Consider the following 25,929-nt stretch of genomic DNA (forward strand, 5'->3'; position numbering starts at 1 on the left):
GGGCCCTCCGCGTGGCCTCGTCAGCGGGTGAGGAGCGTGTTCCCGCTTTGCCGCTGACCGCCGGGTGGCGGCCGCCCCGCCGAGGTGCGCAACACATCCACCAGCGCGGACACCGTCGGCCGGTGCTCGGCGAAGGAGCGGCACACCACCACGATGTGGCGTTCCATCGTCTCGTGCAGCTCCAGGACGTCGAGGCAGGACGGGCGCAGCCGGAGCATCAGATCCGTCACCACGCTGACCCCGACCCCAGCCTCGACCAGGGCCAGGGTGGCGGCCGTGTCCGTCACTTCGTGCAGCACCTGCGGTTCGAAACCGGCGCGGCGACAGGCGGTGAACACGGCGCGGCCGTAGTAGCTGCCGGCTGACGGCAGGATCCATCCGAGGTCCCTGGTGTCGGCGAGCGAGACCTTCTGCCGACCGGACCCGCCGGACTGACCGGACCGCCCGGACCTGCCGGACCTGCCGGACCTGCCGGCCATGGCCCCGGTGGGCACCGCGAGCGAGAAGCGCTCCCTGGACAGCTCCCGCACCCGCAGGGACGGATCCCGCGGGATGGGCACGTCCGGGTAGTCCAGCCCCAGCGCCAGGTCCACGCTTCCACCGGCCACCGCGTCGTACACCTCGTCCACGTCCATGTCCCGGCTGCGCACGGTCACTCCGGGATGGGTCTCGCGCACCTGCCGCAGGGCGGGCGGCAGGATCTCGGCGGCGGCGGTGGCGAAGAGCCCGACCCGCAGCGTTCCGGAGATTTCGTTCCGGGTGCGCTCCAGCGCTTCGACGGCCTCGGCCTCCGTGGTGAGGATGCGCTCGGCGTGCAGGGCCAGGGTCGCCCCGGCGTCGGTGAGCTCCACCCGGCGTCCCACCCGCCGCAGCAGTTGCCTGCCGGTGGCCTTCTCCAACGCGGTGATCTGCTGCGATACCCCGCCGGGCGTGTATCCCAGGGCCTCGGCGACGGCGGTGATGGTGCCGCGTCTGGTCAGTTCCACCAGCGAACGCAGCTGCGCACTCGTCCAGTCCATATAGGGATCCTAAAAGATCGGAAGCATGGACCGTTGATAGACGTCAACGTTTGGTGTGCTGCACGATGACGCACAGATAGCTGATCGGCATCGCTCTGTCCTGACAGCCCCGCCGCCCCCGGACGTGGACCCGTCCTCGTCCGGCGAGGTGGCCTCTGGAAGGGAGTGGCCTGTTGTCCTCCTCCGCCTTCCGCACCGTTCCCGCCTCCGCCGACGTTGTGATCGTCGGTGGCGGCGTGATGGGTGCGAGCACCGCGTTTCACCTCGCCGAGGCCGGGGTGACGAACATCGTCGTCGTGGAGCGCGGCGACCTCGGCCGCGGCAGTTCGGGCAAGCCGATCGGCGGCGTACGCACCCAGTTCTCCGATCCGCTCAACATCGAGCTGGGCAGCCGCAGCCTGCGTGCCTACCAGGAGTTCCGCCACCGGCCCGGCGCCGACATCCGGCTCGACACCGTCGGCTACCTCTTCCTGCTCGACAGCGCACAGCAGGCGAGTGACTTCGAGGCCGGGGTCCGGCTCCAGAACAGCCTGGGCGTGCCGAGCCGCATGATCGCCCCCGACGAGGCCCAGCGTCTGTGTCCCTATCTCAGCACCGACGGCCTCGTGGCCGCCGCCTACTCCCCCACCGACGGACACGCCCGCCCCGCGCTGGTCGTCCAGGGGTACGCCCGGGCCGCGGCCCGGGCCGGCGTCACCATCGCCACCCACACCGCGGTATCCGGTCTCGACACGGCCGGGGACCGGGTCGTCGGTGTGCACACCAGTCACGGCCGCATCGCGTGCTCCACCGTGATCTGCGCGGCGGGGGCCTGGTCGGCGCGGATCGGGGAGATGGCGGGCGTCAAACTCCCGGTCCGGCCGGTGAAGCGGCAGCTGGCGTTCACCGCGCCGATCGCGCCGCCCGCCCCGCGCATCCCGTTCACCATCGACTTCTCCTCGACCGCCTACTTCCACAACAGTGACGACGGTCTGCTGCTCGGGCTGGCCGACCCCGGCCAGGAGGAAGGCTTCGACACCACCTGGACCCCGGAGTGGCTGGAGCTGTTCCGCACCGTCGCCCGCCACCGCGCCCCGGCCCTGGCCGGCCTGGAGGCCGCCGGTGGATGGGCCGGTCTGTACGAGGTCACACCGGACCACAACGCGCTGATCGGCCGCTCCGCGGAGCTGCCCAACTTCCTCTACGCGGCCGGGTTTTCCGGCCACGGCTTCCTTCAGGCACCCGCGGTCGGCGAGGTCGTGCGCGATCTGTACCTGGAGCGTGCGCCGTTCACCGACACCTCCCCGCTCAGCGCCGCCCGGTTCCACCACGGCGCCGAGACCCGCCCCGAAGCACACGTGGTGTGAACCGTGAATCCCGATCGAAAGGCCGAACCATGTCAACGCTCAGCCAGTGGCAGCTGAGGGCCGCGTTCGCGGCGCGGCTGTCGGAGATGTACGGGCAGGAGGTTCCCGCCTACACCACGCTCGTGGACGTCTCGCGCGAGGTCAACGAGGACGTCCTGCGCGCACGGGGAGCCGATGCGACACGTCTCGGGTCCATCAGCCGGGTGACCGCCGAGCGGCACGGGGCCATCCGTGTCGGCACGCCACGGGAGTTGGGGCAAGTGGCCCGGATCTTCGGCGCCCTCGGCATGCACCCGGTGGGCTTCTACGACCTGCGGGAGGCCGCGGCCAGCGCCGTCCCCGTCGTATCCACCGCCTTCCGGCCGGTGGACGGCGAGGAACTGGCGCGCAATCCCTTCCGGGTGTTCACCTCCATGCTCACCCCGGCCGACCCCCGTTTCTTCGACACCGGACTGCGCTCGCGCCTGGAGGCCTTCCTCGCGGACCGCGAGCTCTTTCCCCCCGAACTGCTCGCCCTGGCCGACCGTGCCGCCGCCGAGCGGGAGCTGCCCCAGGAGGAGGCCGAGCGTTTCCTGCACCTCGCCGTGCGGGCATTCGAGCTGTCCGCCGAGCCGGTCGACAAGCGCTGGTACGAGACCCTGGAGCGGATCTCCGCCGTGGCCGCTGACATCGGCGGTGTGCGCAGCACCCACATCAACCACCTCACCCCGCGCGTCCTCGACATCGACGAGCTGTACCGGCGCATGACCGACCGCGGCATCGAGATGATCGACACCATCCAGGGCCCACCGGCCTGGAAGGGCCCCGATGTGCTGCTGCGGCAGACCTCCTTCCGGGCCCTGGCCGAACCCCGCGCGATGCGGACCCCGGACGGCAGGGTCATCAGCGGCGCCCTCAGAGTCCGCTTCGGTGAGGTCGAGGCCCGCGGCATCGCCCTCACCCGCGAGGGCCGGGCCCTTTACGACGAACTCCTCGGCCACGTGGACGAGCAGACGTCCCAGAACCCCTCGGCAGCCCGCGGCGAGATCGCCCGCGCCGTATGGGAGCGACACCTGCCCGACAGCGAACAGGAACTCGCCGCCGAGGGGCTGGCCTACTTCACCTACCACCTCCGCCCCGACCGGCCCCGCGACGGCGGCGGGCCGCCCACCGGCGTCGGCGAACTGCTGCGGCAGGGCTGGGTGCGCGCCGAGCCCATCGTCTACGAGGACTTCCTGCCCCGCTCCGCCGCCGGGATCTTCCAGTCCAACCTCAGCGGCGAGGGCACCCGCCACAGCGACCAGCAGGGCACGGCGTACGACGCGGACTGGCTCTCCGGCGCCATCGGTCGCGACGTCCTGGACCCCTTCGCCCTCTACGCGCGGCAGCAGAGCGCCTCCCTCGCACACGTCGCCCATGAGCTGGGCCTCACCGGCACCCTCAGCTGACCCCTCATCCCCCGGAGGACCGCCATGACCAGCACCGCACTGCCCACCACGGACGACCTGCGCACCCGCGCCCGTACCGCCCTCGACAACATCGGCGTCGACGTGGCCGAGGGCGGCGACTTCTCCGCCCGCACACCGCTCACCGGCGAGGACCTCTTCGGGCTCACGGCCGCCACCGACGCCGACGCCGAAGACGCCATCGCGGCGTCCCGTACGGCCTTCCTCGTCTGGCGCACCACGCCCGCGCCGCGCCGCGGTGAACTCGTGCGCCGCCTCGGTGAGTTGCTGCGCGAGCACAAGAGCGACCTGGCCGACCTCGTCACCATCGAGGCGGGCAAGATCCGCTCCGAGGCGCTCGGCGAGATCCAGGAGATGATCGACATCTGTGACTTCGCGGTCGGCCTGTCCCGGCAGCTGTACGGCCGTACGATCGCCTCCGAGCGTCCCGGCCACCGGCTGGCCGAGACCTGGCACCCGCTCGGCGTGGTCGGTGTCATCTCCGCCTTCAACTTCCCCGCCGCCGTGTGGTCGTGGAACACCGCCGTCGCCCTCGTCTGCGGCGACACCGTGATCTGGAAGCCCTCGGAGCTCACCCCGCTGATCTCCCTGGCCTGCGACCATCTGCTCGGCCGGGCCGCCGGTGAGGTCGGCGCGCCCCGCGACGTACACCGTCTCCTGCTCGGTGACCGCGCGGTCGGTGCAAAGCTCGCCGACGATCCACGCATCGCCCTCGTCAGCGCCACCGGCTCCACCCGCATGGGCCGCGAGGTCGGCCCCGGCGTCGCCGCCCGGTTCGGCCGCAGCCTGCTGGAACTCGGCGGCAACAACGCGGCGATCGTCGCCCCGTCCGCCGATCTCGACCTCGCCGTCCAGGGCATCGTCTTCGCCGCGGCCGGCACCGCGGGCCAGCGCTGTACGACGCTGCGCCGCCTCATCGTCCACCGCGACATCGCCGACACCCTCGTCGGGCGGCTGACCGCCGCCTACGGCAAGCTCCCCATCGGCGATCCGTTCGCGGACACCACGCTGGTCGGCCCGCTCATCTCCGCCGCGGCTCTCGACACCATGAACGGCGCCCTCACCCGCGTCCGGGCCCAGGGCGGCAAGATCCTGGCGGGCGGGAACCGGCGCCTGGCCGAGGCCGCCCCCGCGGCCGCCTATGTCGAGCCGGTCCTCGTCCGCGTCGACGCGCAGACGGACGTCGTACGGGAGGAGACCTTCGCCCCGATCCTGTACGTCCTCACGTACGACACCCTGGAAGAGGCGATCGCGCTGCACAACGACGTCCCCCAGGGCCTGTCGTCCAGCATCTTCACCCGCGACCAGCGGGAAGCCGAGATCTTCCTGTCCGCCGCGGGCTCCGACTGCGGCATCGCCAACGTCAACATCGGCACCTCCGGGGCCGAGATCGGCGGTGCCTTCGGCGGCGAGAAGGACACCGGCGGCGGCCGGGAGTCCGGCTCCGACGCCTGGAAGGCGTATATGCGCTCGGCCACCAACACCATCAACTACTCCAGCGAGCTCTCCCTCGCCCAGGGCGTCAGCTTCCTCTGATCAGGCGCCTCTCCCCCTCATGCGGGGAGAGGTCCATGGATGCCGTTTGAGTCCAAAAGAATACCGGGGTACAGTACGACGGCTCCGCTCCCCCACCGCATTCGACATCCACACCCCCATAGGTGGTTTGACATGCGCGCGTCGCACTTAGGCGAATGTTGCACGGTCCTGGTAGAGGATCAGGCGCTCGATGAATTCCTCGAGGTGGCCGTCGGTGAGTACCAGCGCATCACCTCCGAAGCACCGCTGCCGTGCTTCGCCCTCCTCGTGGGTTCGGCGGACCAGGCGACCATGACCGTCGAGCGCGTCGCGTTCGGCCGCAATGCCCGCACCACCGACCCGGCCGCGCGCCGTGAGTTCACCGAGTCGATCGTGCCGCTCTTCGGCCCGGCGTACGAGAACGAGACACGTGGCTGGTGGATCGACTCCCACGACCTGTTGAGGGCCTCGCGCGAGGCCGAAGCCGATGGTCTGGAAATCCTGGGGTCCGTCCATATGCACCCCGACTGGCATCGCATCGGCCCACCGGAGGAGCGGCAGCTCGTCCTCAGCGAGCGCCCGACCCCGATGGATCAGCACGTCTTCGGCAACACCGGCTGGCCCGTCAATCTCATCTGCTACCTGGAGCGTCGCGGCGAGGTCATGTACCACGCCCTCGCCGCCTGGGCGCCGCCCCCACCCGAGAGCCCTCACCTTCCGTGCGCCGAACTCCCGCTGCGGATACGGACCCGGTCCGTGGTCGGGGTGTGAGGTCGATGCTCCCACCACGTTCCACACCATGATTCCCGCCGTTCCACACCATGATTCCCGCCCCCGACCGGCCACCCCGCCGGTTTCCAACCGCTGGAGGAATTGCCCATGTCCGACGCGTCCACCCCGGATCGGCCCAAACTGCGGCATCTGGCCATTATCGCCCGTGACCCCGAGAAGCTGGCCGAGTTCTACGGCGGAATCTTCGAGATGGAGCTCTTCCACCGGGATCCCGACGGCAGTTGCTTCCTCTCCGACGGCTATCTCACCCTCGCGCTGATCAAACATCAACTCGACGGCGAAACCCCGTTGGGCATGAACCACTTCGGTTTCCATGTCGCCGACACATCCGAGATATCCGCCGCTCTGGTCGCCTCGGGCGCCGATGAGCCCGCCGAGCGCTTCACCAACCGCCCGTTCGCCGAGTACCGGGCCATCGACCCGGAGGGCAACTGGTTCGACCTCTCCGCCCACGGCTTCGGCGGCCCCCGCCCGGCCACCGAAACCGACGACGCGTAACGGGGCCCGGGGCGCCGGCCGTACGGGGCGGCGCCCCGCACACGTCAGTCGACCCGCCGTGCCAGCACCTGCCCCGGCCACGCCCCGGACAGGAAGCGCTCGGTGGGCGTGAAACCGTTGCGCTCGTAGAACGCGACCAGTTCGCCCCCGCCGCCCGCCCAGCAATCCACCCGCAGCAACTCCACCCCGGCCCGCCGGGCCTCCTCCGCGGCATGGGCCAGCAGCGCCGCCCCGATGCCCCGGCCGGCCCACCGGCGGTCGGAGACCAGCAGCCGGACGTATCGCTCGGGTTCGCCGGCCGGGGCGATCGGCATCTGCGCACTGGGCCCGGAGTCCAGCACCAGGGCTCCGACCGGAGCTCCGCCCAACTCCGCGATGAACGGGGCGTTCTCGGTCAGATACCGCTCGACCCGCGCCACTCCCCCGGGCCGCCGCGAGTACGGCATCGTCCCCCACTGCTCGGTGTTGCCGCGATCGTTCATCCAGACCACCGCGGCGTCGAGCATGTCCAGCACCGCTGGCGCGTCGGCCGGATCGCCCGGTCTGATCCGTATGGTGTGTGTGTTGTCGTTCACGGCGGAAGTCTAGGCAGAAAAATGCACGGAACCGCCGGTCGATCGAATAGACGTTCAAGCGGATTACGAAATTCCCCGGGTGAGCGGGAGTTTTGCATCAGACTTTCGGCCGGTTGTGTGCTGCGAGTGGTTCGGCCTGGGACTACGGTGTTTTCGAGGGTCCGGCAGAAGGAAATCGCGGCACCGGGGCGTGGCGGCATTGGGGCAAACCGTATTCGGACGACTGTGTGAGGAGCGCCAGTGGAGTCACCCCGCGGTGTTCCTCGCGGTCTACGCCAATGTCGCCGCCCGTCTGGGAGAGCCGGAGCAGGTGACGGCCCGGCAATTCCACCGATGGCGTGAGCCTGATCCACCGGACCCGGGGCCGTCGGGCCAACGCGTGCTGGAGGACATGTTCGGCGCGTCGCTGGAACACCTCGGGTTCCCCCTCCCCCAGCGGCACCGCGGCCCATCGGCATCCGGTGGCGCCGGCTCGGCGTTGCGGTTCGCCGTACTGGGGCCCGTTCGCATCTGGCGTGGCGAACAGGGGCTCCCGGTCCTCAGGCCGCTGGAGCGCGCCGTGCTGTGCGTGCTCCTGCTGCGGGGACGCACCGCCACCGCGAGCGAGCTGGTCGACGGGGTGTGGGGCGAGACCCCGCCACCTCAGGCGATCGCCAGCTTACGCACCCACGCCTTCCGCCTTCGCCGAGCGCTGGGGCCCGGCGTACTGGTGTCGGAGGCAGGTGGGTACGCGCTGCGGATACGGCCCGGGACGCTGGACCTCGCGGTGTGCGAGGACTACGAGGCACGAGCGGAACGTGCCCTGGCGGAAGGGGAGTTGACCGGCGCGCGGCAGCTGCTGCACATGGCGGTGGAGCTGTGGGAGGGGCGGCCGCTGGCCGGAGTTCCCGGCCCGTACGCCGAGGCCCAGCGCGCCCGTCTGGAGCAGTGGCGCCTGTCCCTGCTGGAGGCGCGCCTCGATCTCGACCTGGAACTGGGCCTGCACACCGATGCGGTGTCGGAGCTGACCGCGCTGACCGCGGAGCACCCGCTGCGGGAGCGGTTGCGCACGCTGCTGATGGCGGCGCTCTACCGGAGCGGGCGGCAGGCGGAGGCGCTGGGTGTGTACACCGACACCCGCCGCCTCCTGTCCGAGGAACTCGGCGTGGCGCCCGGCGCGGAACTCGCCCGGCTCCATCAGCGCATCCTGCGCGCGGACCCAGCGCTCGCCGGGCCACGAAGGCTCCCGGCCGGGGCCAAAGCCGCGCCCACGGCCACACCCGCGCCACGTCCGGCACAACTTCCGGCGAAATTGGCCGACTTCACCGGACGCACCACCGTCATGGACACCTTGCGGAAGCGGCTGCGGCTCGCCCAGGGGACGGCGATGACGATCTCCGTGGTGCAGGGGCTCGGCGGGGTGGGCAAGACGGCCCTGGCCGTGTGCGTCGCGCAGACGGTCCGGGAGCGGTTCCCCGACGGGCAGCTGTTCGTCGATCTCATCGGCCACAACGCCCAGCCCGCCGACCCCGCGGCCGTACTGGGCACCTTCCTCCGTGCGCTGGGCACCCTGCCGGCGGAGATCCCGGAGGGGTTGCCCGAGCGGGCGGCGTTGTACCGCTCGGTCCTGGCCGACCGCCGGGTGCTGGTCCTGCTGGACAACGCCCACGACACGGCGCAGGTGCGCCCGCTGCTGCCCGGCTCTCCGAACTGCGCCGCGCTGATCACCAGCCGCACCCCCATGACCGGGCTCGACGGCGCCCGTGTGGTCGACCTCAGCATCATGGACCGGCCCGAGGCGCTGGCCCTGTTCACCCGCATCATCGGCGACGAGCGGGCCGCGGCCGAGCCCCACGCCTGCCGCACGGCCGTCGCTGCCTGCGGCTATCTGCCCCTGGCCATCAGGATCGCCGCCGCCCGGCTGACGACCCGCCCCGCCTGGACCGTGCGCAACCTGACCGACCGCCTGGCCGACGCCCACCGCCGCCTGCACGAACTGCGGGCCGGGGACCTGGCCGTCACGACGAGCTTCGAGTTCGGATACACGCAGTTGGGGCCCTCGCAGGCGCGGGCCTTCCGGCTACTCGCGCTCACCTATGGACCGGACATCTCCCTGGCCGCGGCCACCGCCGTCCTCGGCGTCACCACGCAAGAGGCCGAGCGATTACTGGAGTCACTCGTCGATACCAGCCTGCTGCATTCGCCCGAACCCGGCCGCTACCGCTACCACGACCTCGTTCGCATCTACGCGCGCGACCGCGCCGAGCGGGATGAACCGCCGGCGGGCCGAGCGGCCGCGATGTCGCGCATGCGGGACTTCTACGTGGCCTCGGCGGCGCGCGTGTACGCGATGGGACGACCGGGAGACCGGCTCGTCGACCACCTGATCTCCACAGACCACCCCGGGCAGGCCTTCCCCGACGCCCGCACCGCGCTGGACTGGCTCCTCAGCGAAGCGGACTGCCTCCTCACCTGCGCCCAGCAGGGCGCCAAGTCCCCGGAGCGAGGCGCCGTCCGCCGCGCGGCGGACCTCCTCCTGGTCACCCGGGACCTGGTCGAGTCCGGTACGCACTATCTCCAGTACGAGGCGGCGGCCCGTTCGGTGGGCAATGCCGCCCAAATCGCCGGGGACACGGCCGCGGAGGGCCGGGCCCGTCTGGCGCTGGCGGGGATGTTCCCCGTCACCAGGGGCCAGCAGCAGGCCGACGACGAGGCCCGCCGCGCGGGTTTGCTCGCGACTGCCGCGGGAGACCTGACCGCCGCCTGCCACGCGTTGAACATACGCGGCGTCGTGGCGATCTACCAGCAGCGCTACGACGACGCGGAAGCATACCTCCGCGAGGCACTGAGTGGCTTCCGGGCCGATGACAACCTCGCCTGCGTGGCCGGTGTGTTGTCCAACCTGTCCCGTGTACACGCCGCCACGGGCCGGGCCGACAGCGCCGTCGACCTCGCCACCCGGGGAGTCGGCCTCCGGCGGAGCCTGGGCGGCACCTGGCGCATCGCCAATGGCCAACTCGCCCTGGGAATCGCTCTGCACCGGGCAGGACGGCATGCCGCGGCCGTGAGCGAACTGCTGGAGGCGCTCAGCACCTTCCGCGACAACCGGCAGCGGCTCTGGGAGGGATCCACCCACGCCCGGCTGGCCGAGGTGTACCTCGCGTCGGACCAACCGGCCGAGGCGGCCACACATGCCGAGCAGGCACTGGCGCTCGGCTCCATCGGCAACAAGTGGCGCCGCGGGTCCATCCTGAGCGTGCTGGGCCAGGCATTGGAGCGACTGGGGCAGCCGGACAGGGCCCGCGCGTGCCATCGCAAGGCCGGGATGTCCTGGGTCTGGTGGAGCCCCTGATCGCGTGGCGAGCGGCTCCCGGGCGGCTGAGCCTGCTTTTCGTACCGGCCGGGGCATTCAGCGGCAGGTCGGCATCCTTTCGGGTTGCGGGCCCGTCGGCGGCAGCCGATTTGCGGCTGTGCGGACCGAGGATCGGTTGACTTGGCGCGGGCGGAGGCGAACGCGTCTCCGGAGCACGTCTTGTGAGGGCGGCCACGTTGATCAACAGACGGAACGTACTGCGGGCAGGCACGGCCGGAGCTCTGGGCGCGGAGATGGTGGCTTCGCAGTCACCGCCCGCCGCTGCCACGCCACCACCCGATGTGGCGGAGCGGGTCAGCCGGCGCGACTGGGAGCTGCTGGACCAGGCGCTGTCGTCGCGTTCCACGCTCTACCGGCCGGGGGATTCCGGCTATCCGCCGCTGGCGCTTCCGTTCAACCACCGGTACGCCGGGATCCGGCCGGCCGGAATCGTGGCGTGCGGCACCACCAGGGACGTGAGTACGGTGGTCCGCTGGGCCCGTACGGTGGGGCTGCCCGCCGTACCCCGCTCCGGGCCGGGCCACAACTACGCCGGGTACTCCGCCACCACCGGTCTGCTGCTCAACATGGCCCGTATGAAGAGCATCGACTCCACGCCGGTGCCGGGTCCCCGCTCCCGGACCCGGACATACGGGCGGATCAAGGTCGTTCATGATGCGGGCACCGTCACCGTCGGGGCCGGGGTCACCAACGGCGATCTGCACCCGTTGCTGGAGGACCGCGGCATGTTCGTGCCGACCGGCCGCTGCCCCACCGTCGGGGTGGCCGGGCTGGTGCTCGGCGGCGGGATCGGCTTCAGCGACAAGATGTTCGGCCTGACCTGCGACCGGCTGGTCTCGACGACCGTGGTACTGGCCGACGGCGACGTGGTGGAGGCAAGTCAGAACTCGCACTCCGACCTGTTCTGGGGCTGCCGCGGCGGCGCGGGGAACAACTTCGGCGTCAACACCTCCTTTACGTTCCAGTACGAGCGGTTCCAGGGCGACGTGGGCTTCTACCGGCTGAACTGGAGCCTGGACTCGGCACTCCCGGTGATGGCCGCCGCGCAACGGATCGCCGTGGACACCCTGCACGACAAGCGGTTCCATCTCCGCGTCGGCATGGGCACTCATGGGCACACCAGCGACGAGATCCGCGCCAACGCGGGCGTCAACGCCATCGGCCAGTACTACGGCGACCTGGCGGAGCTGCGCGACATCCTGGCTCCGCTGCTCGCCATCGGCACGGCCGACGAGCGGGCCGCCAACGACGCGTCGGTCCGCGAGGTCACTCCCGGTGAGGCGAGCGTGCTGCTGAGCGCCACGACGCCGGTGCAGCAGTTCGCCGCCAAGTCCGCGGTGCTGACCTCCCGGACGCTCCTGACCGATGACCAGGTCGCGGCCGCCGCCGAGCACCTGCTGGAATGGCCTGGCAGCGACAACGAGGACGGGGCCGGGTTCGCCATGTTCGCCCTCGGTGGCGAGATCAACCAAGTGCCGCCGGACGCGACGGCGTTCGTCCACCGCGACGCCGTGTTCATCCTCGCCGCCGAGACCTCATGGGCGGACTACGACCCGCCCCGCGTCGCCACCGCGAACCTTCACTGGCTCCCCGAGTTCTACCACGCCATTTTCGGCGGTACGCCTCCTCCGCACTCCTACCAGAACTTCCCGGATCCGACCCTGAAGGACTGGCGGCGGGCTTACTACGGTGCGAACTACGACCGGCTGGTCCGGGTGAACCGCACGTACGACCCGACCAACTTCTTCAGCTACCCGCAGGCGATCGGCACCTGACGTCTCACGGGGCTTGACAGCCGATCGGGGCCCTTCATACGTTGCTCATCTTGCCCTTTTCGGGGCGGGGTCGCATGAACCGTGGTGCGGCTGGGACGTCCCGAAGGGTTCCGCGGTGCGCGCATGGCTCCCCGACGCTCGTGGCCACCGGCGCCTGTTCTCCGCGCTGTCCATCGATGCCCTGGGCACCGGCCTCTTCCTGCCGTTCTCCATCCTCTACTTCACCGCGACGACCGACCTGACCCTCGGCGGCGTGGGACTGGCCCTGTCCATCGCGGCGTTGGTGCGCATTCCGGCGACACCGGGTGCCGGGATGTTCTGCGACCGGTTCGGCGCGCGGAACACGGTGGTGGTCTCCAACCTCACCCAGGCGGTCGGGTTCGTCAACTACCTCTTGGTGGACTCCTTCGGCCATCTGCTCATCGCCGCGGTCGTCGTGCAGATTGGCAACTCCGCGTTCTGGGTGGCCTATCCGGCGCTGGTACATGACGTCGCCGAGGGGAAGCGCCAGGAGTCCTGGTTCGCCCTGATCACCTCGCTGCGCCATGCGGGACTCGGCGTCGGCGCTCTCGGCGCGAGTCTCGCTGTCGCGATCGGCGGGTCGACCGGATACACCGCGATCGTCGCCGTCAACGCCCTGTCGTTCGCCGTGGCGGCGGTCCTGACCCGGCTCGACACCTCGGGCAGCACTCACGCCGTTTCCGCCGACACCACACCGGAACACGACGCCCCCTCGGAACCCGCGCCCACGAGCGGCTGGGCGAGCACCCTCCGGGACCGGCCCTTCCTCGGCTTCGTCGTGCTCAACTTCGGCCTCGCCCTGCTCTCGCTCGCCTTCGGCCTCGGCGTTCCCGTCTTCCTGGTCGACACGGTGCACCTGCCGCCGTGGATACCCGGCACCGTCCTCGCGGTCAACGCCGTACTCGGCGCGGCGGGCGCCACACCCGTCGGCGCCGCCATCACGGGGCGCAGCCGAAGCGGCGGCCTCATGGCCTCGCAGGCCATCGTCGGCTGTGCGTTCATGGCGGTGCTGTGCTGCGCTACGTGCCGTCGGCTTTCGGCGTCTGCCTCGCCCTCGCCGCGGTCGTCCTGGTGACCCTCGGCGAACTCATCCAGAGCCTGATCGTGTCCCCCATCGTCAACGACTGTGCCACCGCGACGAGTCGTGGCCGATACAACTCGCTCTCCCAAATGGCCTTCAGCATCGGCGACGTCGTCACACCCGCCCTCATGACCACGCTTCTCGCCCACGGACCGGCCGCCGCCTGGATCCCGATGGCAGCGCTCGCCGCAGCCAACATGCTCGGCATCGCCCTGCTCGCCGGCCACCTCCCCGCGATGCGGCGACGCGTCAACCACCCGGCCCCCGCCGAAGCCGACGGCCGCGGGTAGACACCGACGGGCGGGAGACGCCGACGGGCGAGGGACGCCGACGGTCGCGTATCGGCCGGGACGTCCTGGTGCAGCGGGGGCGTCGGCCACTTGTCAGTGCCGCCGGTGAGAATGCCGGGCATGATGACACCGCTCCACGCCGACGGCTTCGAGCAGGTCGCGCTCTGCCGCGATGAGGAAACCGGGCTCCGGTCGGTCGTCGTGATCCACGACACGACGCTCGGACCGGCCCTGGGCGGGGTGCGGATGCATGCGTACCCCGACGAAGACGCCGCCGTGGTGGACGGCCTGCGCCTGGCCGAGGCCATGACGCTCAAGGCCGCGGCCGCCGGGCTGGGACTGGGCGGGCGGACGCCGTCGCGGCGCGGCACGGCGCCCGGGTCGTCGCACCGGAGGCGGCGCCGACCGTGGCATGCGATGTGCTGGCGCCCTGCGGGCTGGGCAGCGTCGTGACCGACGAGACGCTGCCGCGGCTGGACTGCCGCATCATCGCCGGTGGCGCCAACAACGTCCTGGCCACGCCCGCTCACGCCGCCATGCTTCAGGCGCGCGGAATTCTCTACGCACCCGATTTCTGTGTGAACGCCGGTGGCCTGATCTTCCTGGAGGAGCAGCTCCTCGGCCACGACAGCGCACGCGCCGAGGCCCGCGTCCGCCAAGTCGGTGTCCGCGTGGCCGAGGGATCGACCGCTCACGGCGTACGGGCGCGACCACCGTGGACGCCGCCACCGAACTCGCCCGGGCGCGACTGCGTCCGTGACGCGCCGCGCGGACGGGCCCGGCGGCCGCCAATGGCTAGAAGCGCGGCATTCCGGAGGGCGGTTCCGGGATCGCCCGCCTGGCCGTCACCGCCTCGATGAACTCCCCTGGCGGGAGGTAGCCGTGGGCGGTGACGTAGTGGAGGACGAGATTGGGTGCGATGAGCCATCGGCCGTCGCGGGCCAGGAGTCTGATCTCGGCGCTGCCGAGGGCCACCTCGGTGCCGTCCACGTTCGCCACGACGGGGTAGGGCGGCATTCCCTCCGGGTGCGGGAGGGTGCAGCTCTGCCAACCCCGCATACGGTTGCTGGAGTTGTCCCGGCAGAGGACCGCGAGCGCGTGGACGAACTCCGTCGGCGCCTCACCGCGGGGAAACTCCTCCTGCCGCTCCAGCCATCCGACATTGATCGCCTGGACGCCCTGGGGCACCCCGATGCCGGGGGTGTAGGCGTAAGGGGAGCCGTCCTCGTACCGCACCGCGTGTTCCTCCCGTACTCGTGGGGCATCGCTGATCGCCGCTGCCCCGGCGACCGTACGGTGTGGCGCGCTCAGAACACCGAGCGGGTCACCGGGCCAGCCGCCCGAGCAGCGAGGAGGCCGCGGTGATACCGGCCGCCGCGGCCAGCACCAGGACGGCGTAGTCGAGTGCGAGGTGGTGCGGGGTGCCCAGCAGCAGTCCACGCAACGCGTCGACCTGGTAGCTCAGCGGATTGGCCTTGCTGACGGCCTGGAGCCAGCCGGGCATCAGCGCCACCGGGTACAGCGCGCTGGAGCCGAAGAACAGGGGCATGGTGATGGCCTGTCCGATGCCCATGAGCCGGTCGCGGGTCAGCACGATCCCCGCGATGGTCATGGACAGGCAGGAGAAGAAGGCCGAGCCGAGGACCACTGCGACGGCCACCCCGAGGAGCCGCAGCGGATTCCAGGTCAGCGCCACCCCGAGTGCGGCCGCGATGGCGATCACCACGACCGCCTGGATCAGCGCCTTGACCCCGGAGGCGAATGCCTTGCCGGTGATGAGGGCGGCTCGCGGGGTCGGGGTGACCAGCAGTTTGGTGAGGATCCCGGCGTCCCGCTCCCAGATGATCTGGATCCCGTAGAAGATGGCGATGAACATCGCGGACTGGGCGATGATGCCGGGCGCGAGATAGTCGATGTACGGCGTGCCGCCGGTCGGTATGGCCTTGAGCCGGGTGAAGGTCTCACCGAAGATCAGCAGCCATAGGGCGGGCTGGACCGCCCGGGTGTACAGCTCGGTGCGGTCGTGCCGCAGCTTCTGCAGCTCGACCACGCACATCGCGACGACCCGCGCGGGCAGCATCCGCCAGCCGGTGCGGGCGCGCGGCGGGGTCAGCAGGGGATCGGGGCGGCCGTCCGGCCCGGTCCCGGCGTCGTCAGCCGACCCGGGACGCGGTGCGGCGGGTGCTTCGGACATCGCGGAAGTCTCCTCCCTGCTCGTCGAGGCCGCTGCCGGCGACGTCGCGGAAGACGTCCTCCAGGGTCGGCTTGGGATCGGCCTCGCCCTCCGCCCGGCGGCGGTCGGCCAGCTCGGAGCGGAGTTCGTGGGGCGTTCCGAGGGCGTGGATCCGGCCGCGGTGCATCAGCGCGACCCGGTCGCAGTACTGATCGGCCTCGTCCATGTAGTGCGTGGTGACCAGCACGGTCATCCCGGTGGCCGCCCGTACCGCGTTGATGTGCTCCCACACGCTGGTCCGGGCGATCGGGTCCAGGCCGATCGTCGGCTCGTCCAGCATCAGCAGCCGGGGCGCGCTGACCAGCGCCTGGGCCAGTTCGAGGCGGCGGATCATGCCGCCGGAGTACGTCTTGGCGAGCCGGTCGGCCGCCGCGGTGAGGTCGACCGCCTCCAGCACCCGCGCCACGCGGTCGGCCCGCTCCCGCCGGGTGATGTCGAAGACGCGGGCGAACAGCTCCACGTTCTCCCGGCCGGTGAGCCCGGCGTCGGCGGACAGCTGCTGCGGTACGTAGCCCAGCAGCCTGCGGACCGCCATCCGCTCCTTCGCCGCGTCGTGCCCGAACACCCGCACCATGCCGCCGGGGACCGGCAGCAGTGTGGTGATGCAGCGGATCGCGGTGGTCTTGCCCGCTCCGTTGGGTCCGAGCAGGCCGAAGACCTCGCCCGCCCGGACCGTCAGCTCCAGGTCGTCGACCGCCTTGGTCTCCCCGAACGCGTATCGCAGGCCGTCGCAGGCGAGCGCGACGGAAGCGGTGCTCTCCGGGATGCCGGTCATATCCCTTCCACCTCCTCATGAAGGTTCTCGGCCAGTTTGCGCAGCGCCGGAACGGCCGCGGCCAGCGCCGCCCGGTCGCTCTCGGACAGCTTCGCCACCTGCTCACGGACCAGCTCACCGCGCCGTGCCTGCCACTCCCGCAGCCGGGCCCCGGCGGCGGGGGTGGCCGTCAGCCGGGCGGAGCGCCGGTCCTCGGGGTCGGTCTCGCGGTGCAGATAGCCCCCCTTCACCAGCTGGTTGACCAGGGTGGAGACCGAGTTGCCCGCGAGGTAGAGCTCCTTGGCCGCGGCCGACACCCGGATCCCGGGGTGGGCCATGACCAGCCGCAACAGCTCCACCTGGGCACCGCGCAGCCGCGGCTCCGTCATCCCGGCGCGCAGCCGCCGCCGGATCAGCCGCTGGACGCCGCCCAGTACGTCGGCGAACGAGTCGGGGAACTCCTCTGTGGCCATGTCTCCAACTTTACCTCTCAGTGAGAGGTAATTTTCAAGCAGCCGGACCAGCCGAGGTCCGGCAGATCACCTCACAAGAACCACACAAGGCCATCCCCTACCGTCCCGTGCCCACGGAAGCAAAGATCGTCCAGGGAACAGAGGGACCGATATGAGCGAGACACGTCGGCACGGGATAGGCCGACGCCACTTCCTGTACGGCGCGGCCGCGGTGGCTGCCGGTGTCATGGGCACCGGATGCACCCCCGACGACGCGCAGGGGGCAAGCGGCTCGGATGGCGAGCCGGTCATCGCCATCGACGCCCAGCGGCGATCGTTCGAGGTGAGTCCGTACATGACCGGGGTGAACGGGGCCAAGTGGTACGACGACGCCTACGGAATGTGGGACTCGGAGCACAACCGTCCCGCCCCGGGCATCGTCGGAAAGATCAAGCAGTCCGGGATCGGGATGATCCGCTATCCCGGCGGCACCTCCTCCAACCTCTTCAACTGGAAGGGCGCCATAGGTCCGCTAGAGGACCGGACCCGCCAGGTCGAGGGAAAGCAGGGCGCCACCGTCGACAGCCGGTTCGGGCCGGACGAGTACATGGCCTTCATCCGGCAGGTCGGCGCCGCGCCGGAGATCATGGCGCCGTTCGCCAACTCGACCCCGGAGGAGATCGCCGACTGGGTGGCGTACATGAACGCCCCGCAAGGGACCAAGTGGGGAGACCTGCGAGCGCGGAACGGCCACCCCGAGCCCTACGGCGTGCGCTACTGGGAAATCGGCAACGAGTTGTTCGGCAAGCACCAGCGCTACTGGATGAGCGCGGACGACGACAAGGCCATGCGACAGTACGCCTTCGGCGGCACCCAGCGGCAAAAGCGCCAGCGCGTGGGCACACCCACCGACCACCGACCCTCCGCCTCGGTCAGCGACGGCCGGCCGAACCAGACCTTCACCGTCCGGTACCCACCCGTCGTCCCCAAAAGCCAGACCATCCGCGTCGGTGACACCACATGGCGCGAGGTCGCCAACCTCACCTCAGCGGGGGCCGACGACCGCGTCTACGCCTTCGACCCGCGCAGCGGCACGATCCACTTCGGCGACGGCCGCCACGGAGAGGTCCCCCGGAAGGGGGCGAAGATCACCGCCGACTACGACTCCGGTCCGCACGCCGGATTCGTCGACTACTACACCAAGATGAAAGCCGTTGACCCCTCGATCGACGTGCTCGCCGTCTGGGCGCCCATCGAGGCCGGGAAACTCGCGGGCGGTACGAGCTTCCCCGAACTCCTCGCCCAGCACGGCCACGCCGACAAGTACGACGGCATGGCGATCCACCCCTACACCAACTTCTCGCGGGACCTCAAAACCACCAGCTTCCCGGACAAACGGTCCGGACACGACTACCAGATGCTCGGGGACGCGGCCGCCGCCAAGATGGTCTCCGACCTCACCACGCAGATACACGAACACGGCAAGGAAGAGGCTTACGTCGCCGTGTCCGAGTGCGGCGCCCTCTTCTTCGGAGGAGAACGCGACTCCGGCGCCTATCCCCAGTTCTCCTTCGCCATGTCGCACGCGCTCTACATGGCGTCCCAGTGGGCCCGGTTCGCCGACCTCGGCGTCCGCTGGACCGCAAGCAACGACCTGATCGGCGAGAAGCCGGGCCTGTCACGCACACTCTTCGGCGGCGCCCCCAGCTTCGTGCGCACCCCCGACGCGATCGTGCGCGAGCAGCTGAGCGGGTTCTTCCACGGCGGTGGACACGTCGTGGACAGCGAAGTGAAGAGCAACGCCGAGGTCTCCACCCGGGAGACACCGCTGGGCTCCTCCTACGAAGCGCTGGTCACCACGGCCGCCGTCGACAAGGACGGAGCCCTCGGCGTCCTCGTCGTCAACCGCTCACCGGACAAGGACCTCAAGTCCCGGGTCGATCTGGGGAGTTTCCGGCATGCCGGTACGGTCGACGTGTCCGTGGTGGCGGGCACGGCCTACGACGACTTCAACAACGCCGAACACCCCGACGCCGTCACGATCAAAAAGTCCCACGCCACGGCGAAGGGCGACTCCCTGAACTGGACCTTCGCGGCACACTCGGTCACGCTCCTGCGCTTCCCACCGCCCACTTCCCACTAGCCGTCCGCCCCCTCCGCCGGAGGCCTGGAGGCGGGGCCCGCCTCCAGCAGACTCGAGCAGACTCCAGCTGAGGGGGCGGACCCCGTCGGGGCGGCTTCGGTTCAGCGGCGCAGCAGGCTCGCGGTGAGCCCGTCGGCCACGAGCTGGAATCCCAGCACCAGCAGGGTGACGGCGGCCATCGGACCGATCGCGTACCAAGGGTTCTGCGCGAGGAAGTTCATGCTTCCTTGCAGGAGCGAGCCCAGGGAGGGGGCCGGTGGCCGGATGCCGAGGCCGACGTAACTCATGCCGCCCTCGATGAAGACGGCGGTCGACATGGACAGGGCGAACTGGACGATCAGCGGGTCGAGGCCGTTGGGCAGGATGTGGCGCACCAGTATCCGCACCCGGCCCGAGCCGATGGCCGTGGCCGCGACGACGTAGTCGCGCTGTCGTTCGCCGACGACCGACGACCGGATGAGCCGTCCGAACAACGGCACGTTGACCAGTGCGATGGTCACCATGACCGCGGTGCCCCCGGAGCCGATGATCATGGCGACGGTGACGCCCGCGATGAGCGCGGTGAACGACAGCATCACGTCGAACAGCCTCTGTACGACGGTGTCGAGCCACCGGGCCAGTCCGCTCGCGAGACCGATGAGGATTCCGGCGATCGCACCGATCGGGACGGCGATGACGGTGGCGAACACGTCCTGGCGCAGCCCGTACAGCACCCGGGAGAACAGGTCGCGGCCGTACTCGTCGGTGCCGAGTGGATGCGCGGCCGACGGATGGGCGAGGGCGAGCGGTCCCTGTTGCGTCGGCGAGGCGGGTGCCAGCAGCGGGGCCAGCACACCGGCCAGGACGAGCACCACGACGAGCCCGAGGCCCATGCTCAGCACCGGCCGGCGCAGCAGCCGCGACCAGCCCCCGCCACGGACGGCGGTGGTGGTGACCGTCGGCGGTGTCCCGGTGGTGGCGGTGGTGGCGGTCATGCTCACTCCATCCTGAGTCGGGGGTCGACGGCCGCGTGCAGCAGATCGGTCACGGTCTGCAGGACGACGAACACCGTGACCGTGACGAGCAGCAGATTCTGGACGACGAAGTAGTCGCTGCTCTTGAGGGAGTCGATGATGAGCTGGCCCACCCCCGGCCAGGCGAAGATGGCCTCCACCACGATCGCCCCGCCGAGCATCTGGCCGATCTGGATGCCGAGAACGGTCAGCACCGGTGGCAGGGCGTTCGGAAGCGCGTGGCACAGCACGATCCGCCGCCGCCGCAGGCCCTTCGCCGTGCCGATGCGGATGTAGTCCTCGCCGAAGACCCGCCGGATCGACGTCGACAGGAAGCGGGCGAGCACGGCGGCGGCGGGGAGGGCCAGGGCCAGGGCCGGCATGATCAGGTACTGCGCCCCGATCTCCGGGTCCGCGAACACGGAGACATGGCCGCCCGCGGGCAGGATCCGATGGGTGATGGCGAACACCATCACCAGGAGCACTCCGCTGACGTACGGCGGTATCGCGAAGGCCAGTGCGGTGGCCGCGGCGGTCGCGCCACGGACGAGCCGGCCCTTGGCCACGCCGAGGACGAGCCCGGCCAGGCCACCGAGCAGGACCGCCAGGACGACGGCGCCGAGGGTGAGTTCGAGGGTGTTGCCGAGACCGTTGCCGATCAGGGTGGCGACCGGCACGCCACGTACGTAGGAGTCGCCGAGGTCGCCCGTGAGCACACCGCCGAGCCAGGTCAGATACTGCTGGGGCAACGGGGCGTCCAGCCCCAGCTGGTGCCGGACGGCGGACACGGTCTTGGCGGAGGCGTCCGGGCCAGCGGCGAGCACGGCGGGGTCGCCGGGCGCCAGGTGCAGCACGCTGAAGACCACGACCGATGCGATGGCGAGCACCGCGAGGGCCGAGGGGACACGCCGGAGTGCGTAGCGGAGCATGAGGTCCTCCTCATGCCAGGTAGGCATGGTCGAGGTCGATGCCGTCGTACATGGTCCAGGCCAGACCTTTGAGCGACGCCTGAATGGCATACGTATGGGTGCTGTTGATCAGGTCGATGACGAATTGCTGCTCGAGGAACAGCTGGTTGAGATCCCGGTAGGCCGTGGTCAGGGCGTCGCCCTTGCCTGTCCAGATCTCATCGGCCAGGCGGCGGTACTCGGGATCGCGGAAGTTGGACGCGTTCTGCTGGGCGTTGAACGGCCAGGAGCCCTTGACGAGCGTCGACGGAGTCAGCTGCCCGAAGCCGTGGCCGTTGACGAACAGGCCGGGGATCTTCCCGCTGACGAACATCTTCTGGTACTCGGCGTCCTGCTTGGGCTGCAGTCGGCAGGTGAGGCCGACGTCCTCGAGGTTCGACTGCACGATCTGGGCGATCGCGGCGTTCGTCGCCAGTGTGTTGCTGTAGTACAGGTCAACCTTGGCGCCGGCCGCGCCGGACCGTCGCAGCAGACGTTTCGCCTTGTCCGGGTCGAGTGTGTAGGCCGCTGCCCGACCGGGGTCCCACGCGGCCGTTCCCGGTGACCACGGCAGGCTGCTCGGGCGGCCGATCCCGCCCAGCGCCTGGGCGAGGACCCGCTCCCGGTCGATCGCCCAGGCCACTGCCTGCCGTACCTCGACCTTGTCCAGCGGGGGGACCTCCACGTTGGCCCCGATGTAATAGGTGAGGTCGTGGGCGTCGGACTGCACGAGGCGGAACCCGGGCCGGTCGCGGATACCGGCGGCGTCGAGCGGCGACAGGTCGAGGGCCAGATGTGTCTGCCCGGAGCGCAGGGAGGCCACCGCGGACGACGACTGCGCGGCGATCGCGATCTCGATGCCGTCGAGGTACGGACGGCCGGGCTTCCAGTAGTGGCGGTTGCGCTTCAGCGAGATGGACGAGCCCGGCTTGTAGGACTCGACGGTGAACGGCCCGGTGCCGATGATCTCCCGTCCCGAGGCGAGATCGGTCACCGACTCCCGGTCGATGAGGATCATCATCTCGAACATGTCCCACACATTGCTGACGGCCTTGCCGAAACCCACCGTGACCTCGTGATCGCCGGTCCGCTCGGCCGAAGTCACCTGCTGGGCCACGGCCTTGACCTGGGAACTGGTGGTGTCCTTCGTCAGATGGTCCAGGACGAACACGACATCGTCGGGGCCGAAGGGACGGCCCGAGTGGAACGCCACGTCGTCGCGCAGCTGGAACACGTAGGTCCGTCCGCCGTCCGACACCCGCCAGCTCTTGGCGAGCGACGGCCCGGGCCGCAGAGTCCTGTGGTCCAACTCGGTCAGTGTGTTGAAGACGGTGCGGCTCACCGAGAAGTTGGGGTTGATCTGTGACAGCAGGAACGCGGGCAGGATGTCCGTGCCCTGGACCATGCGCAGGGTGCCACCGTGCCGCGGCCCGCCCCCGGATCCTTGCTGTTCCGCGACGGCACTGCGGCAGGCGGTGTTCAGCAGTCCCGCCCCGAGTGAGAGTCCCGCGGCCAGGACGGTGCGGCGTGCTGGCTGACCACGTTGTCCGGTCACGCTGGCTCCTACCCGGTTGCCCATTTAAATCAGAGTACTTTATTTAACTGCGCTGGGCTGACCTTGCAACCGAAACCTCCGGGAGGTCAAGGGTCAGGACGCGCGGGACCGGGGCCGGAGGGAGTCAGGCCGCAGGAGCGGGGGCGAGTGGGTCGAGGAAGTCCGTCTCGGCGGTGTCGAGGGCGAGGCGTACGGCACCGGTGACCACGGCTTGCTCGCGCAGGGGCGAGGCTTCGACGCGGGGCACGCGCGGGACGAGCTCGGTCAGCCGGCGTCGCAGCGGCGGGAGCAGAACGTCCCCCGCCGCCGCGACGGCACCGGTGATCACCACCAGTTCGGGGGCGAGCAGCATGGTCAGCGTGGCGATCGCACGGGCGGCCGCCTCCAGCCCCTCCTCCAGGGCCCCGGCGGCGCCGAGGTCGCCCCGGCGGACGGCCTCGAAGACCTCGCTCGCGCTCACGCGGCGCGGGTCACCGCCGGTCAGTGCGCGGAGCTCGGCGCCCGGCGTCCCGGGGAGCGGTGGTGTGTCACGGGCCGCCACCTCGGCGAGCAGCGACGCCCCGCGCCGCCGGACCGTCCCCGCGATGCCGTCGTCGCGGGAGTAGTCGCCCATCAGGGAGAGGAAACCGAGGTCCCGGGCGCTGTTCGCCTGGCCGCGTACGAGGGTGCCGCCGGTGCACATGCCCACCCCCAGCCGCTCCCCCGCCAGCAGACACACGATGTCCTCGGAGGCGCCCGCGCGGCCCCGCCAGCGCTCGCCGACGAGGGCCAGGTTGCAGTCGTTCTCCACGCACACCCGCGCGGAGAAGTCCCTGGCCAGCGCGGCGCGCAGATCCACCCCGAGGAACCCGGGGATGCCGGTGCGCTGCTGTACGACACCGTCGGCGTCGACGGGACCGCTGGTGCCGACGCAGACCGCCAGCACCTGCTCATCGCGCAGACCGGCCGTCCGCACCACCTCGACGGCGAGCTTCCTCACCTGTGTGATGCGCCGCTCCGGACCGACCGAGGGGTCGCCGAACGCGATCCGCGCCTCGGCGACGAAGACACCACGCAGATCGGCCACGGCGACGCGGACGCTGTGCGCGCCGATGTCGATGCCCAGGACATGGCCGGCGTTCGCCACGAAGGAGAAGACCCTCGACGGCCGACCGCGCCCGGCGAGACGTCCGTCGGCGCGATCGGTGGTCTCCCGGACCCAGCCGAGCTCGACGAGGTGGTGCGCGGCGGCGTGCACGGTGGGCCGCGACATGCCCGTGGCGTCCACCAGGTCTCCGGAGGACATCTCCGCCCGCTCCGGGGGGCGTTCTCGCAGCTTTGCCAGGATGCGGGCGGCGTTGACCCTCCGGGCCAGGGCGGATGTGGCGATGTCCCCCGGCATCTGCTGCGGCGCTCCTCTCCTGCTGCGCGCTGGGACCTTGACGAGCACGGGATCTTGACCTCGGCACACGCAGCCTGGAAGTCTAGCGCACGCCTTAAATAAAATTCTTTCATAAAAAAGATACAGCAGCTCGGACGCAGGCGCTCAACCCATACGGCGCATCCGGTGAACCCGGCCGCTTCAGGACGGCCGACCGCGGCAGAGCGGTCGGCCACCTCGCCACCGACAGGAGGGCCACGCACCCATGACCCCCAGCGCTTCTCCCTCCGGCCCCGCCACCTCTACGCGGCGCCCGAACGTCCTCGTCTTCTTCACCGATCAACAGCGCTGGGACACCACCGGGCTGCACGGGAACCCCCTCGGACTCACCCCGGTCCTCGACCGCCTCGCCGCGGAGGGCGTGAGCGTGGACCGCTCCTTCACCTGTCAGCCCGTGTGCGCGCCCTCCCGCGCCAGCCTCCAGACCGGGCAGTACCCGACCACCACCGGCGTCTTCCGCAACGGTCTTCCCCTCCCGCGGGACACCCCGTCCCTGGCCCGCTCCTTCCGGGACGCGGGCTACGCCACCGGCTACATCGGCAAGTGGCATCTCGCGGGCGACCACACCTCCGGGCCGGTGCCGGAGGAGGACCGGGCCGGATACGACCACTGGCTCGCCGCCAACCTGCTGGAATTCACCTCGGACGCCTACGAGACCACGCTGTACGACGGCAGCGGCGCACCGCACCGATTCGGGGGCTACCGTGCCGACGCGCTCGGCACCGCCGCGATCGACTTCATCGACCGCGACCGCGACCGGGACCGGCCGTTCTTCCTCTTCCTGTCCTTCCTGGAGCCCCACCACCAGAACTCCCGCGACGACTACCCCGCCCCGACGGGCTATCGCGACCGCTACGCCACTCCCTGGGTGCCATCCGACCTCGCCGCCCTCGGCGGCGGCAACTGGGCGGAGCACCTGCCCGGTTACTACGGGATGGTGCGCCGCCTGGACGAGGTGCTCGGGCGTGTCGTCTCCGCGCTGGAGCGGCGTGGGGAGCTGGACGAGACCGTCATCCTCTTCACCTCCGACCACGGCTGCCACTTCAAGACCCGCAACGACGAGTACAAGCGCAGTGTGCACGACGCCTCCCTCCGCGTGCCCACCGTGCTGCGGGGGCCTGGGCTGTGGGGTGGTGTGCGGCTGCCGGAGCTGGTCAGCCATGTCGACCTGCCGCCCACGCTGTTGCGGGCGGCCGGGGTGCCCGTGCCACCGGAGATGCAGGGGCGTTCCCTGCTGCCGTTGCTCCACGGCGGGCACGGCGGAGACGGCGGGCACGACGGGCACAACGGGCACGGCGGAGACCGCGACGACGCCGAGTGGCCACAAGAAGTGCTCTTCCAGATCAGCGAATCGGAAGTCGGACGAGGGCTGCGGACGGACCGCTGGAAGTACGCCGCGACCGCGCCGGGCGCCGACGCCTGGAACGACCCGCGGGCCGAGCGGTATCAGGACGCCTACCTCTATGACCTGCACTCCGACCCCGACGAGTTGATCAACCTTGTGGCCGACCCGGCCTATGAGAACGTCCTGGAGGAGCTGAGGCGGCGACTGGTGCGGCGCATCGTGGACTCCGGTGAGCCACGCCCCACGGTCACCGCGCACGAGCCCGCCCCGAAGGCCGTGTCCGAGGACACCGTCTAGGCCCGGCAGGCGTCTCACAAGAATCCCACAAAGACATCTTTTAAGTTCCTATCGGCGGAGACACCACAGCTCATAGGGGGTT

The 25,929-nt window shown here is 70.6% G+C and carries 23 protein-coding genes; 13 read left to right on the forward strand and 10 right to left on the reverse strand.

What is annotated here, in order from left to right; genetic code table 11:
- Positions 1-20: 20 nt before the first annotated feature.
- Positions 21-1,019 (reverse strand): LysR family transcriptional regulator, encoded by a 999-nt coding sequence (locus LIV37_RS03525; RefSeq protein ID WP_020865718.1) that lies wholly within the window; start codon positions 1,017-1,019, stop codon positions 21-23.
- A gap of 173 nt (positions 1,020-1,192) precedes the next feature.
- On the opposite strand from LIV37_RS03525, the gene LIV37_RS03530 reads away from it, so the two are divergent.
- The 5 genes from LIV37_RS03530 (at position 1,193) to LIV37_RS03550 (ending at position 6,615) form a co-directional block, all read left to right on the forward strand.
- Positions 1,193-2,365: an NAD(P)/FAD-dependent oxidoreductase gene (locus LIV37_RS03530; RefSeq protein WP_020865719.1), complete on the forward strand. Its 1,173-nt coding sequence runs from the start codon at positions 1,193-1,195 to the stop codon at positions 2,363-2,365.
- A 29-nt stretch (positions 2,366-2,394) separates the two neighbouring features.
- On the forward strand, positions 2,395-3,792 hold the full coding sequence (gene hglS, locus LIV37_RS03535) for a 2-oxoadipate dioxygenase/decarboxylase (RefSeq protein WP_020865720.1): 1,398 nt from the start codon (positions 2,395-2,397) through the stop codon (positions 3,790-3,792).
- A gap of 24 nt (positions 3,793-3,816) precedes the next feature.
- Positions 3,817-5,346, forward strand: coding sequence for an L-piperidine-6-carboxylate dehydrogenase (gene amaB / locus LIV37_RS03540; protein ID WP_020865721.1), 1,530 nt, complete (start codon positions 3,817-3,819; stop codon positions 5,344-5,346).
- 132 nt (positions 5,347-5,478) lie between these two features.
- Positions 5,479-6,096: an MPN domain-containing protein gene (locus LIV37_RS03545; protein WP_121825853.1), complete on the forward strand. Its 618-nt coding sequence runs from the start codon at positions 5,479-5,481 to the stop codon at positions 6,094-6,096.
- A 108-nt stretch (positions 6,097-6,204) separates the two neighbouring features.
- Entirely contained in the window at positions 6,205-6,615 is a 411-nt protein-coding gene (locus LIV37_RS03550; RefSeq protein WP_020865723.1) for a VOC family protein, read from the forward strand.
- Between the two features lie 44 nt (positions 6,616-6,659).
- On the opposite strand, the gene LIV37_RS03555 is transcribed toward LIV37_RS03550, so the two are convergent.
- Complete coding sequence (locus LIV37_RS03555) at positions 6,660-7,190, reverse strand: GNAT family N-acetyltransferase (protein ID WP_020865724.1); 531 nt, start codon at positions 7,188-7,190, stop codon at positions 6,660-6,662.
- 256 nt (positions 7,191-7,446) lie between these two features.
- On the opposite strand from LIV37_RS03555, the gene LIV37_RS03560 reads away from it, so the two are divergent.
- The 6 genes from LIV37_RS03560 (at position 7,447) to LIV37_RS52475 (ending at position 14,569) form a co-directional block, all read left to right on the forward strand.
- On the forward strand, positions 7,447-10,521 hold the full coding sequence (locus LIV37_RS03560; protein ID WP_020865725.1) for an AfsR/SARP family transcriptional regulator: 3,075 nt from the start codon (positions 7,447-7,449) through the stop codon (positions 10,519-10,521).
- Between the two features lie 197 nt (positions 10,522-10,718).
- Positions 10,719-12,317, forward strand: a complete 1,599-nt coding sequence (locus LIV37_RS03565) for an FAD-binding oxidoreductase (protein WP_121826251.1) — start codon at positions 10,719-10,721, stop codon at positions 12,315-12,317.
- 115 nt (positions 12,318-12,432) lie between these two features.
- Positions 12,433-13,413: an MFS transporter gene (locus LIV37_RS03570; protein WP_158634945.1), complete on the forward strand. Its 981-nt coding sequence runs from the start codon at positions 12,433-12,435 to the stop codon at positions 13,411-13,413.
- Entirely contained in the window at positions 13,362-13,709 is a 348-nt protein-coding gene (locus LIV37_RS03575; protein WP_121825851.1) for an MFS transporter, read from the forward strand. Before LIV37_RS03570 ends, LIV37_RS03575 begins: the two co-directional genes overlap by 52 nt.
- A gap of 120 nt (positions 13,710-13,829) precedes the next feature.
- Positions 13,830-14,162, forward strand: a complete 333-nt coding sequence (locus LIV37_RS03580; RefSeq protein WP_020865727.1) for a Glu/Leu/Phe/Val dehydrogenase dimerization domain-containing protein — start codon at positions 13,830-13,832, stop codon at positions 14,160-14,162.
- Positions 14,129-14,569: a Rossmann-fold NAD(P)-binding domain-containing protein gene (locus LIV37_RS52475; protein ID WP_373920766.1), complete on the forward strand. Its 441-nt coding sequence runs from the start codon at positions 14,129-14,131 to the stop codon at positions 14,567-14,569. Before LIV37_RS03580 ends, LIV37_RS52475 begins: the two co-directional genes overlap by 34 nt.
- On the opposite strand, the gene LIV37_RS03585 is transcribed toward LIV37_RS52475, so the two are convergent.
- From LIV37_RS03585 to LIV37_RS03600, 4 genes are all read right to left on the reverse strand, one after another.
- Positions 14,505-14,945 (reverse strand): DUF7919 family protein, encoded by a 441-nt coding sequence (locus LIV37_RS03585; RefSeq protein ID WP_020865728.1) that lies wholly within the window; start codon positions 14,943-14,945, stop codon positions 14,505-14,507. The genes LIV37_RS52475 and LIV37_RS03585 overlap by 65 nt on opposite strands.
- An 88-nt stretch (positions 14,946-15,033) precedes the next feature.
- Positions 15,034-15,903, reverse strand: coding sequence for an ABC transporter permease (locus LIV37_RS03590; protein ID WP_020865729.1), 870 nt, complete (start codon positions 15,901-15,903; stop codon positions 15,034-15,036).
- On the reverse strand, positions 15,863-16,717 hold the full coding sequence (locus LIV37_RS03595; RefSeq protein WP_020865730.1) for an ABC transporter ATP-binding protein: 855 nt from the start codon (positions 16,715-16,717) through the stop codon (positions 15,863-15,865). The genes LIV37_RS03590 and LIV37_RS03595 overlap by 41 nt, the downstream gene beginning before the upstream one ends.
- The gene (locus LIV37_RS03600; RefSeq protein WP_020865731.1) at positions 16,714-17,169 is read right to left on the reverse strand and encodes a MarR family winged helix-turn-helix transcriptional regulator; all 456 of its coding nucleotides are present in this window, start codon (positions 17,167-17,169) and stop codon (positions 16,714-16,716) included. The genes LIV37_RS03595 and LIV37_RS03600 overlap by 4 nt, the downstream gene beginning before the upstream one ends.
- Before the next feature lie 151 nt (positions 17,170-17,320).
- On the opposite strand from LIV37_RS03600, the gene LIV37_RS03605 reads away from it, so the two are divergent.
- On the forward strand, positions 17,321-19,291 hold the full coding sequence (locus LIV37_RS03605) for an alpha-L-arabinofuranosidase C-terminal domain-containing protein (protein ID WP_020865732.1): 1,971 nt from the start codon (positions 17,321-17,323) through the stop codon (positions 19,289-19,291).
- Between the two features lie 101 nt (positions 19,292-19,392).
- Here LIV37_RS03605 and LIV37_RS03610 read toward each other — a convergent pair whose 3' ends face one another.
- The 4 genes from LIV37_RS03610 to LIV37_RS03625 form a co-directional block, all read right to left on the reverse strand.
- Complete coding sequence (locus tag LIV37_RS03610; RefSeq protein WP_020865733.1) at positions 19,393-20,265, reverse strand: ABC transporter permease; 873 nt, start codon at positions 20,263-20,265, stop codon at positions 19,393-19,395.
- Positions 20,266-20,267: 2 nt separating this feature from the next.
- Positions 20,268-21,212, reverse strand: coding sequence for an ABC transporter permease (locus LIV37_RS03615; protein WP_020865734.1), 945 nt, complete (start codon positions 21,210-21,212; stop codon positions 20,268-20,270).
- A gap of 10 nt (positions 21,213-21,222) precedes the next feature.
- Positions 21,223-22,785, reverse strand: a complete 1,563-nt coding sequence (locus LIV37_RS03620) for an ABC transporter substrate-binding protein (protein WP_158634944.1) — start codon at positions 22,783-22,785, stop codon at positions 21,223-21,225.
- A gap of 124 nt (positions 22,786-22,909) precedes the next feature.
- The gene (locus tag LIV37_RS03625) at positions 22,910-24,166 is read right to left on the reverse strand and encodes an ROK family transcriptional regulator (RefSeq protein WP_020865736.1); all 1,257 of its coding nucleotides are present in this window, start codon (positions 24,164-24,166) and stop codon (positions 22,910-22,912) included.
- Between the two features lie 244 nt (positions 24,167-24,410).
- On the opposite strand from LIV37_RS03625, the gene LIV37_RS03630 reads away from it, so the two are divergent.
- Positions 24,411-25,847 (forward strand): sulfatase family protein, encoded by a 1,437-nt coding sequence (locus LIV37_RS03630; RefSeq protein ID WP_020865737.1) that lies wholly within the window; start codon positions 24,411-24,413, stop codon positions 25,845-25,847.
- Positions 25,848-25,929 lie beyond the last annotated feature (82 nt).

The sequence above is a fragment of the Streptomyces rapamycinicus NRRL 5491 genome (genome assembly GCF_024298965.1).
GTDB classification, from domain to species: domain Bacteria; phylum Actinomycetota; class Actinomycetes; order Streptomycetales; family Streptomycetaceae; genus Streptomyces; species Streptomyces rapamycinicus.